This is a genomic window from Bacteroidales bacterium, assembly GCA_023229505.1.
Taxonomy (GTDB): Bacteria; Bacteroidota; Bacteroidia; order Bacteroidales; family JAGOPY01; genus JAGOPY01.
In genome coordinates, this window is record JALNZD010000002.1 from 119,126 (window position 1) to 130,512 (window position 11,387).

9 protein-coding genes are annotated in these 11,387 nt (G+C 44.7%); 3 read left to right on the forward strand and 6 right to left on the reverse strand.

Annotated features, from left to right (window positions below; genetic code table 11):
• Window positions 1-183, forward strand: coding sequence for a hypothetical protein (locus tag M0Q51_01295; GenBank protein ID MCK9398614.1), 183 nt, complete (start codon window positions 1-3; stop codon window positions 181-183).
• A gap of 25 nt (window positions 184-208) precedes the next feature.
• Here M0Q51_01295 and M0Q51_01300 read toward each other — a convergent pair whose 3' ends face one another.
• The 6 genes from M0Q51_01300 to M0Q51_01325 form a co-directional block, all read right to left on the reverse strand.
• Entirely contained in the window at window positions 209-820 is a 612-nt protein-coding gene (locus M0Q51_01300) for a hypothetical protein (protein ID MCK9398615.1), read from the reverse strand.
• A 159-nt stretch (window positions 821-979) separates the two neighbouring features.
• Window positions 980-3,406: an ABC transporter permease gene (locus M0Q51_01305; GenBank protein ID MCK9398616.1), complete on the reverse strand. Its 2,427-nt coding sequence runs from the start codon at window positions 3,404-3,406 to the stop codon at window positions 980-982.
• 110 nt (window positions 3,407-3,516) lie between these two features.
• Entirely contained in the window at window positions 3,517-4,194 is a 678-nt protein-coding gene (locus M0Q51_01310; GenBank protein MCK9398617.1) for an ABC transporter ATP-binding protein, read from the reverse strand.
• Between the two features lie 59 nt (window positions 4,195-4,253).
• On the reverse strand, window positions 4,254-6,896 hold the full coding sequence (locus M0Q51_01315) for a carbohydrate binding family 9 domain-containing protein (protein MCK9398618.1): 2,643 nt from the start codon (window positions 6,894-6,896) through the stop codon (window positions 4,254-4,256).
• A gap of 24 nt (window positions 6,897-6,920) precedes the next feature.
• The gene (locus tag M0Q51_01320; protein ID MCK9398619.1) at window positions 6,921-7,190 is read right to left on the reverse strand and encodes a hypothetical protein; all 270 of its coding nucleotides are present in this window, start codon (window positions 7,188-7,190) and stop codon (window positions 6,921-6,923) included.
• 18 nt (window positions 7,191-7,208) lie between these two features.
• Window positions 7,209-8,459 carry an HlyD family efflux transporter periplasmic adaptor subunit gene (locus M0Q51_01325; GenBank protein MCK9398620.1) on the reverse strand — a complete coding sequence of 417 codons (1,251 nt, stop codon included), beginning with the start codon at window positions 8,457-8,459 and terminating at the stop codon, window positions 7,209-7,211.
• Window positions 8,460-8,639: 180 nt separating this feature from the next.
• On the opposite strand from M0Q51_01325, the gene M0Q51_01330 reads away from it, so the two are divergent.
• Window positions 8,640-10,031 carry a sigma-54 dependent transcriptional regulator gene (locus M0Q51_01330; GenBank protein ID MCK9398621.1) on the forward strand — a complete coding sequence of 464 codons (1,392 nt, stop codon included), beginning with the start codon at window positions 8,640-8,642 and terminating at the stop codon, window positions 10,029-10,031.
• Entirely contained in the window at window positions 9,946-11,376 is a 1,431-nt protein-coding gene (locus M0Q51_01335; GenBank protein ID MCK9398622.1) for an ATP-binding protein, read from the forward strand. The genes M0Q51_01330 and M0Q51_01335 overlap by 86 nt, the downstream gene beginning before the upstream one ends.
• Window positions 11,377-11,387 lie beyond the last annotated feature (11 nt).

An 11,387-nucleotide genomic window follows, 5' to 3' on the forward strand; every position in this document is an offset into this window, starting at 1 on the left:
ATGGCTTCCATTTCAAGAATAATTGAAACTGCTCTTGCATTTGTTATTGGTGATGAATTAATCAAGTGGAAAAATAGGTTATTCAAAACTAAAACAAATGTCAAGTTAGATGATGAAGATATTGATATCATCATAAAAACCAAGAAGCACTGGGATTCGCTTGATAAACGAGAAAAACCGTAAAAATTGGAATTATAGATTTTCAGGTTTATCTTTGTAATAGTTCCTGAATTTCTCTGTGCTGATTTTCGTAAATTTGTTTCCACTCAGGTTTAATCTGCTCCAATTTCGCAGCACTTTTATCAGAATCTTTAATTTTCTTATAACGCCAGATGTAGGAATAATGGTGGGTCGAAATAACGGGAATTTGGGTCTGCAGTTTTTCACGGATGAACCTGTCGAATTCGACAGGTTTTCGTTTATTGGGAGCAACCTGAATGTAAAAAGTCTTTCCAACGGCGATAATCACTTTGGGGTTAACAAGCCTAACTTCTTCTTTTAAGTATTTCAAGCAATTATCAATGTTTTCATTGGTTGGTTTACCCTTTGCTTTTCCGCACTTGACAACATCGGTCAGGTAACATTCTCCAAAGCCAAATTTTGACCGTACTTCGAAAAATAAATCGGTGGCAGCGGTGTCATTAAAATTCTCAACTGCCGATTTTATTCCCTTGCCACCAAGCGTGCTTGGACTTTCCGCAATGAACATAACCCTGTGGTCGGCTCCTGTTCCGCCGCAATATCTCACATCCTTTTTATGGTCGAAAGGGCATTTTTTACAGCCCACAATTTCATTTTCAATTTCTTTAAGATTATTCATAACCAGTGAATTAGTGTTTTGACAAATATACAACTTAATTCAATCAATAGCAAATCAATAATTGAATTTTCGCATGCCTTGTTTGATCCTTAAGATGTCACTCCACCGAAGCAGTACCTTTCCAACTGCCTACTGTCAACTGTCAACTGCCGACTCCTCTCACTCCCATTTCACCGCATCCACCGGATTGCCGGTAGCTGCCCGGATGATATAAAAACTTATGGTAAGCATGCCTACAAGGAATGCCATCAGGCCTGCAAGCAGGAAATATATCCAGTTCAGACTGGTATGATAGATGAAACTGTCGTTCAGCCAGATGTCGAGCCGCCACCAGGCCACCGGGACAGCAATGACAAACGCGATCAGTATCAGCAAAATAAATTCTTTGTATAGCAGGCTGAGTATACTTCCCACTGAAGCACCCAGTATTTTACGTATCCCGATCTCCTTGGTTCGTTGTTCAGTCACAAAGGATGATAATCCAAGCAGCCCGAGCAGGGCGATAAATATGGTGATTATCGTGGCCAGATTGAAGATCACTCCGATCTTTTTCTCGCCTTCATATTGCTCCTCCAGGATTTGTGTGATATACCTGTAATCAAACGGGCGGCCTGCGCCAAAGGCGTTCCATTTTTCCTCGATGAAGTCAATGGCCTCTTTCTCCTTACCCTCTTTTAACCTCACAGTAAGTATATACCGGGGAACATCGCTGATAAAAAAGATGATGGGCTCAATTTTATTGTGCAACGACCGGTAATGGAAATCTTTGACCACGCCGATCACTTTCATTATCCTGCCAGGATCGCCTTCAAGGTCAAACCCGTATTGTATTTTTTTCCCGATCGGGTCATCTTCCCAGTCCAGGGTCTTTACCGCAGTCTCATTGATGATAACCGCTTCTGTCTTGTCAGTACCCATATCCCGGTCAAAATCACGTCCTTGCACGATTTCCATTCCCATTGTTTTAATATAGTCATAGTCGGTTTGCGCAAGGATCAATGCCATATCAGCCATTTTATCCTCTCTTTCCACGCGCATCACCTGTATCCACTGGATATTGCCCGGTACGCCTATGCTGTTAGTGGCGCTTATGATATCCGGGTTTTGCAGCAACTCGTTTTTAAATGTTTCTGCCTTACTGCGAAAAGTCGAATCCTGCATCTCCATAACCAGGAGATTTTCTTTATTGAATCCCAGGTCGGTGTTTCGCAGGAAATTAAGCTGGCTTGATACGACGATCGTACCGATGATCATGAGAATAGCGATGAAAAACTGGATAATCACGAGCACCTTCCTCAGGAATCCGCTTTTTTTACCTGCTTTTGAAACAGTGCCCCTTAAAACGGTCATTGGGATGAACGAAGAAAGATAGAAAGACGGATAACTACCCGAGAAAACACCAACCGACAAGGTGATCAAAAGGACCATCCCGATCACGGCAGGCTGTGTGAATAATGAAAATTCAAGCGATTTGCCGGAAAGCTGGTTAAAATCGGGAAGCAGGACGAAAACGATACAAAGGGCTATGACCAGGGCAAATCCAGCCATGATGACCGATTCGGAAAGGAACTGGGTGACCAGTTGACTCCTGTATGCACCGACTACCTTTCGCATGCCGACCTCGCGCGCCCTGTTGGCTGAACGGGCCGTGGCCATATTCATATAGTTAATAGTGGCTATAAGCAGGATAAAGAAAGCAACCGCAGTAAAAATGTAAATATAAGCCATATTGCCCGAAGGCAATTCAGCGCCAAGCCCCTGCGTAAAATGGGTTTTGGCCAGGAGTGTGTAACGAAGATCAAAACTCGCGTTGATCTGGTCACCGATAGGTTTCATGTATTTCGCATAAAAAGCCGGAAATTTATCCACGATGCCTTTCATGTCCGAGTTTTCATTCAACAGAATGAAGGTATAAACCCCGATATTCCAGAAAGCGATCGGCTCCATACTGTTAAAGTTATTGCGGCCGATAATCTCTTCGAGCGATGCAACGGATAAGAGCGCATCATATTTTAAATGCGAATTGGAAGGCTGATCTTCAATAACTGCCGTGACTTTATAAGACCTCCCTGAACCTGTCTGGATCATTTCACCGATCGGGTTCTTATCATCAAAGTATTTCCTGGCTATCTTCTCTGTGAGTACCATAGTAAAAGGCTCAGTAAGCGCTTTTTCCGGTGTGCCCATCAGGAATTTGATCGTAAATACATCAGCAACATTAGAATCAGCAAAATAGAAGTCCTCCTCATAATATTCCTTATCTCCATATCTGAACAGGGCATTACCCACCTGGTTGAGACGCGTAAAAGCCTCCACTCCAGGGAACTCAAGCTTGAATGCAGGGCCCATGGGAACCGGGACAACGGCAAACCTGTCGTGACGATTGGAGATATTAAAATCCGATTCGATGCGATAGATTCTCTCATGCTTCTCATGGTGCTTGTCGTAAGTAATTTCATCCCTGACATACAACAGGATGAAGATAAATGCGGCAAGGCCAATGGAAAGCCCCAGGATATTGAGGAAAGTATAGAACTTATTTCTCAATAAATTGCGGAAGGCGGAAAGGAGGAAGTTTTTTAACATTGTAAAAATTGCTAAATTGTTAAACTGTTAAACTGTTAAATTGCTAAATTGTTAAATTGTTGAATTTCAAATCAAAACTCAACTTTGCCCTTTGAACTTTGATCTTTGAACTAAGCTCTGATGTTCTCCGTAACAATCTGGCCATCGAACAGGCGGACAATCCGATGGGCGTATTCGGCATCACGCTGTGAGTGGGTCACTATAATAAGGGATGTCCCTTGCTGGTTCAGGCGTTCGAGCAAGTTCATCACTTCCTCGCCATTTGCGGAGTCAAGGTTTCCGGTAGGCTCATCGGCCAGGATCAGTTTGGGATTGGCAACGACGGCACGGGCAACGGCTACACGCTGCTGCTGGCCACCGGAAAGCTGTAACGGAAAATGCTTCCTGCGATGCGTGATCTGCATCTGCTCAAGCGCTTCAGCCACCCTTCTCTTCCTCTCTGTTGCTGAAAGGCCCAGATAAATCAGGGGCAATTCGACATTTTCAAATACATTAAGCTCATCGATCAGGTTGAAATTCTGGAAAACAAAGCCGATATTTTCCTTGCGCATGCGGGCCCGCTGCCGTTCGGTAAAACGGGATACTTCGGCCCCGTTAAAGAAGTATTCCCCGCCAGTAGGATTATCGAGCAGGCCGAGGATATTAAGCAAAGTGGATTTGCCGCATCCTGAGGGACCCATGATGGCTACAAATTCTCCCGGCTTGATGCTAAAGCTAACATTGTTCAACGCCGTTGTCTCCACTTCGTCTGTGCGGAATACCTTGGTTAAATTGACAGTTTTAATCATTTCTTTCAGTTTTATGTCTTAGACGGTTATTAATTATTTTCTGTTACAGTAAAATCTTATCATAAACTCAATCTGTAAGTGAACTTCACTAAAAAGATATTGTGCGGTTTGATATTGAACAGGGCATCCATGTCATTCCCGAAATCTGGCTCCCCAATGTTGTCATCCCCCATTCTGCCCTGCGACCAGACAAAGTAAACCGCCGATCCGGGAATATATTCCCACCGGAACACCAGGTTTGACCTGAATTCGAATACCTTGAAATCGGGATTGTCAAAGCTGTAATTTAAACCTTCCTCGCCTGTTTCCGTTACTTGGTAAATTTCATTTACTGCATCATAATCAATCTCATCTGGGCTAAAAAGATGAAAGCGATCATAATAATACGACGCCATTGTTTCTGATGCTCTCTTAAATTCAGTGTATCTGCCGGCAAAGACAAATGGCTGTCCCCAGTATTGAATGGTCAGATCGGGAGTTATACTAAAATTGACCCGAATATCAGCTTCTATGATATGGTTGTCGATGCGGGCCATGATATAACGGTTTCCGGGGACTTCGCTGATCGTTTCCACGTACTGAAGACGGTCGTGGCCAAATTCATAAGCAGGCTCAACTGCCAGTTGCAATGCTTTAAATGGCCTGTAAGTAAGTTCCAGCGATAATCGGGTCATTTCACCATTGTCAAAGTTGCTGAGAAAATAGATCGCTCCCAGTTCCGCGACGATTTTATTACGGGAATCCGATTCCATGAATCCATAACATGTCATGCCACCCGGTGTTTTCAATGTTGGTCCCCCGCGCAGGTTATACCGGTCGACCGATTGCCCTTGAAATTCTCCTCCAACACTGAACTCCCAATAATTTTTAAACTCCAAATTCAGGTTAAGTTCCCCGCCCTGATATATGAAATTGCCTCCAAAATCCCATGCGGTATATTGATCGGCATTAACATTATATGACCTGAAAATGCCGAACGGCTCCCAAATCTCATAGCCGGCCCATAGAACCTGCTGGATGATATCGCCCTGGCGGATGTAACCCATATCATTCAATTCCAGGCCGGGAGAACGCCAGGTAACCCTGCCCTCATAACGCCAGTGCCCGCCGCCCTGTTTCCCAAATTCTGCGGTCCCCCCATACCCGGATAATGAAGTCCGGGTGGAATCAAACTTAACATGGCTGATATCGGGCCGCTGGTAATAATGCACCGGTGACTGCTGTACCTCTGATATTGCCTCAGGTTTACCGGTAAGATGGCTGAAAGAGCCTTTCAGGTTAAAATAATAAGTTTTATCTTTCCAATAGTTGGTAAAATCAAGCCCCGCTGTGTAGGCTGAACCAGGCAGGTAATCAAGGGTTGAATCATTGATAAAGCGGTTTGTGGCTGTGAACATGCCACCCAGGATAGTTTTACCCTGGTTGATATCTTTTTGCAGGCGGGCATTGAAATAATTGGTCCAGGGCTCAACGGTAACCTTTTTTTCAACCCCATCAGAATCGATTAGCGCATGCTCTTCTTTTGTAACACTTTCCATCACCCCGACTGACCATCCGTTGCTTGTCTTTCCGGATAGTTTGAAAGCACCGAGGATTGCACTATTTCCGGGCATCTTCAGGAATTCACCTTCTGCAATTTCCGGCTCATAATGAGGCTGTCTTCCAATCCTTCTGGAATAAAACAGGTTGTCCTGGGATATCGAGCCTTCTCCCCCTGTTAACTGGTAATCGTAAATATTGTTCCCTTCGACAAAAAAAGGTCTTCTTTCACTGTAGAAAGTCTCAAAAGCCGTTAAATTAACAACAGAGGGATCGGCTTCAACCTGCCCGAAATCAGGGTTTATGGTGAAATTCATCGTCAGATCGTTGGTGACAGCCACCTTGCCGTCAAGGCCGGCATTGAAACCGTAATCCCTGCCGTCGGCATAGGGATTTCCTTCTTCTTTCTCATAATTTTCAATCTTTCCCATGATATAAGGAAGAAGTTCCACCTCCCTTTTCGGCTTGACACCGGTGATCCCATTCAGATCGCCAAACTGGCTGACCCAGCCTGACGCATCCATCGGAATGGGTTGCCAAAGCGACAATTCATCCAGTCTGAACAGAATTCGCCCGACATTAAGGCCCCAGCGGTATTGCTCAGCTTTCGCAAACCTCAGCTGGGTATAGGGAATCTTTATTTCGGCGACCCACCCGAGTGAATCAATGGATGTTTTAACATACCACACCGGGTCCCATGTATAATCTTCTTCCCCGTCATTTGAAATAAAATAGTCGCTCTTGACACCTGATGCATTAACTAAAAATGCAAAAGCAGTTCTGCGATCATAGTAACTGTCAATATGAACGCCGACCAGGTCACCTTCCATTTCATCCCGGCGTGTAAGGCGCTTTTCGATCTTGTCCGGTTCCGTATCATAGGCCCGTATGGCAATATAAAGAGCCTCATCATCATATATAATTTTAAATTCAGTCAATTGGGTAGGGGCTTTGCCATCATAAGGCTCACGCTGGATGAAACTACCTTCCCAGCCTGGTGAATCCCAGGTTGCTTCATCCACCTTGCCATCGATCACAAGGGCATCCCCTGAAATTCGTGCAGCTTCGTAAAAACGCTTCTCCTGCGCGATAAGTCCGTTAATGCCGCTTATCATCCCAAAAAGGATCATCAGAAATAATATCGACCGGTATTTCTTATTCATATTTCAAGGTGATGGCTTACTGGCTCAGACCGTGGCTTCACTTTTTCTTCTGAACATCAGGGGCACCTTATCATTTATAGGCGCCCCGATCTCCACCAGTTCCCAATCTTTCTCATGGGATGCAATCTTATGCTTCAGCACAGTCACTTTATCTTTTGGTGGTGCTCCTTCTGCTTCGAAATGCAGCAGTTCGACTTTATAATGAATGACCTTTTTCCGGCCATTGATCGTTACCTCGATCTCTACATTTTGCTCAGGTTCAAAATCCGGGACTACAATAACTATTTCGCGCATAGTGATGGTTATTTGTTATTATTTCAGCACCAGTTTATCCTTATTACCGAAGTTGTCGTAAGAGGAGATGATCACCTCCTCACCTGGTTCCAGTCCTTCCAGTACCTCATAATACCTGGTATTCTGCCTGCCCAGTTTGATATTTCTTTTAACTGCATAATCACCGGAAGGATCCACAACATAAACCCAGTTTCCGCCGGTTTGCTGGAAAAAGCCGCCTCTTTTCAGGATCAGGGCTTCGGCGGGCGTGCTGAATTGCAACCGCATCTGGATGGTCTGCCCCCGTTTGATGTTATCCGGAGCTTCATCCTTGAATAGCATGTCCACCTGGAAAGCCCCGCCCGTGACACCGGTATAGATCTTGTTCACGTATAATTGATAAGTCTTACCGCTGAAATCGAGTTCTGCCTCCTGCCCGGGCATTACCCTTGAAACATAGCGCTCATCGATGCTGGCACGCATCTTATAACCGTCCATGATGTCAATCTGGCCTAACCGTTCACCTTCCGACCGTGTTTCTCCTATTTCGACATTAAAGGAAGAAAGAACCCCGTCAGCAGGGGCCCTTACCAATAGCTTTTCCATATTACTCCTTAAAAGGGTGAGGTTCGCTTTCATCCGGTCGACGGAAGCAGAAATCTGCCGCTTCTGTTCTTCAGTCGAAATCGAATCAAGCCGCTGCAAATCAAGGCTGATCGAAAGCTGTTTGCTGGAAAACTCAAAATCCCTTTTGGCATCCTGGTATTCCTTTAAGGTATAAACTCCTTCATCATAAAGCTTTTGAGCCCGTTCATATTCATTTTTCACTTCGTCTATCTGGTAGAGCAGGTTGGTAATCTCTTTCTGACGGAGGAATTTATTTTGCTCGAGGGCAATACGGGAATTCTGCAAGTTGTTGATGGCATCATACATCCTGGTTTCCTGGTCCATGTAACTCAACTGCATGTTTGCATTGCTAAGTTGCAGAATAACGTCGTCTTTTTTCACTTCAGCGCCATCTTCCACAAACTTCTTCTCAACAGTACCTCCCAAAACTGCATCAATATAGATGGTGGTGCGGGGCTGGACCACGCCATCCACCGGAATAAACTCCTGGAAATTATCCAGCGTGACCGTAGCGATGGTTACCTGGTCTTTTTCAATATTAAGCCGGCTCGACCGGTCAAGGAATAAAAAAAGATAAAGAAGGAAAAAAACAAAAACCGCTAAAGCAGTGTACTGAAGTATCTTTTTAGTAGTCCATTTCTTCTTTTCAATGATCCGGTCCATGAAATCTGGTTTTTGGGTTTTTTAATTTAAACTAAATCCGTGCCATTCACTATATACTACTGATTAATAATATTTTATAATGATAGAATTTAAAAAGGGTGTTCAAAATCGTGCAGTTTTTTGTACACTGGCGAACATTAATTTTTACCTTTAGCTTTTATTTCGGTAGATTATTGACCTATGAATGAAATTCAGGAAAAAATACCCGCCCGGGTACTTATTGTCGATGACGACAAAGATGTTTTACTGGCCGCCCGTCTATTTTTAAAGCAACATGTTGAAGTGGTCCATACGGAAGAGAATCCGGAGAACCTGCCCAACCTGATCAACAGCGAAAATTACGACATGGTCCTGCTTGATATGAATTTCGTCCCTGATGCAACCAGCGGAAAGGAAGGATTCTATTGGCTCAACAAGATCCTGGAGACCGATCCCGCTATCGTGGTGATCCTCATCACCGGTTATGGCGACATCGAGCTGGCGGTGCAAGGCATCAAAGAGGGTGCAACCAACTTTCTCCTTAAACCCTGGGAAAACAGGAAACTGCTGGCCACTATTAAAACCTCGATGCAGCTCAGGCAGTCGAAAGTGGAACTCCAGGATCTCCGGACTAAACAGAAAGTACTGATGGCTGACCAGAACCAGCCTTACGAAACTATTATCGGCAATTCATCAGCCATGCAAAAAGTTCTGACCTCAGCACAAAAAGTGGCTGTTACTGAGGCCAATGTCCTGATCCTGGGTGAAAACGGCACCGGGAAAGAGCTGATTGCCCGTGCTATCCATCGTGCATCCAACAGGAAAGACGAAGTATTCATCAGTGTTGACCTGGGAGCGATCAGCGAATCCCTTTTCGAGAGTGAACTGTTTGGCTTTAAAAAAGGAGCTTTTACCGATGCAAAAGAAGACCGCCCGGGGCGATTCGAAGCTGCCAATAAAGGAACCATCTTCCTTGATGAGATCGGTAACCTGTCGCTATCCCTGCAGTCCAAACTGCTGAGCGTCCTGCAAAACCGGAATGTGGTAAGGCTAGGAACTAATAAGGAGGTCCCTATTGATATCCGCCTGATTTGTGCCACTAATATGCCTTTATACCAAATGGTGAAAGAGGGTAAATTCCGCCAGGATTTGCTCTACCGGATCAACACGGTTGAAGTGCATGTGCCTTCCCTGCGCGAAAGGATTGAGGATCTGCCGCTTTTGCTCGATCACTTCCTCGAAATCTATTGTAAGAAATACAAGATCACGGCCAAAAGAGTCAGCGAAGATACCATCGCAAGGCTTAAAAAACATGACTGGCCGGGTAATATCCGTGAACTGCAACATTCCGTGGAGCGGGCCATCATTATGAGCGATTCGAATATCCTTCAGCCGCATGATTTCTTTCTTTCCTCTCCAGGTGATGACAAAAGTGACAGCCTTGATCTGGATAATATAAATCTGGAAGAAGCTGAAAGGATGCTGGTTCGCAAGGTTGTCGATAAACATGGCGGAAACATCAGTAAAGCTGCCAAAGAGCTGGGCCTTACCCGCGCTTCATTATACCGCAGAATTGAAAAATATGGTCTTTAACCGTTTCCGGATAGCTATTGCCTGGAGGGTCATTCTGCTGGCTCTCACGGTGTTTCTGTTTTTTCTCCTCCTTGAAATGCCACGCTACAGGTTTTCAGCAATTATAATCGGATTGTTATTCATCATGGAAGTCATCCTTCTTTTCAGGTTCGTTGAAAGAACAAATCGAAAGCTCACGCGCTTCTTTGAAAGCATACGTTATGCCGATTTCTCCAGCTCTTTTTCCGATCCCGGGCTGGGGAAAAGTTTCGAAGATCTTTCCCGGGAGTTTAACCAGGTAATTGATGCATTCAGGAAATACCGGACCGAAAAGGAAGAACATTTCAATTACCTACAAACGGTTATACAGCATGTTTCGATTGGGATAATTGTTTTTAAAGGTGACGGTAAAATCGAAGTGGTCAATCAAGCCATGAACAGGATATTAAATATCAGGAATATCCGTTTCATTTCTGATCTTGGGAAAATCAAAGACGATCTCCCCTCCACCCTGATGGGATTAAAGCCGGGCGAAAGCACACTTTTCAAGGTTATCACCGGGGATGAATTGCTGCAGCTTTCCATGACAGCTGCCGGATTCAGGATGCACGGCGAGGATTACACACTGGTTTCCATACAGAATATCAGTGCCGAACTTGATGAAAAAGAAATCGAATCCTGGCAGAAAATGATCCGTGTGCTTACCCATGAGATCATGAATTCGATTACACCTATCACTTCACTGGCTTCAACGGTCTATGAAATGACAATAAGACGGGAGGACGGTAAGATTAAGATGAATGTTTTGAATGAAGAAGATATCGAAAGCGTCGAATCGGCGATCATGACCATTCAGAACCGAAGCAAAGGTTTGCTGAACTTCGTGGAGGTTTACCGCGATCTGACCCGCATCCCCAAACCTAATTTCCGGTATTTTCGGATCTCAGAGCTCTTTGACCGTTGCGGCTTGTTGCTCAAGCCGAAAATGGAAGAACTGGGCATCGCCTGCTCCAGCAAGGTCTTTCCTCCTGATCTTATGGTCACCGCCGATCCCGACCTGATCGACCAGGTTGTCATAAACCTGATGCTCAATGCTATCGATGCCGTAAAAGAGGCCGAAGACCCTAAAATCACCATCCTGGCAACCAACAACAACGCCAATAGGGTGATCATTGATTTTCAGGATAACGGGACCGGCATCATGCCCGACATTATGGATAAAATCTTTATGCCGTTCTTCACTTCAAAAAAACACGGCAATGGAATCGGGCTGAGTCTATCACGCCAGATCATGCACCTTCACAAAGGAAGTATTCTTGTCAGGTCAAAGCCGGAAGAAGGAACGGTTTTCACGCTGGTTTTTTAAAACAACGCACT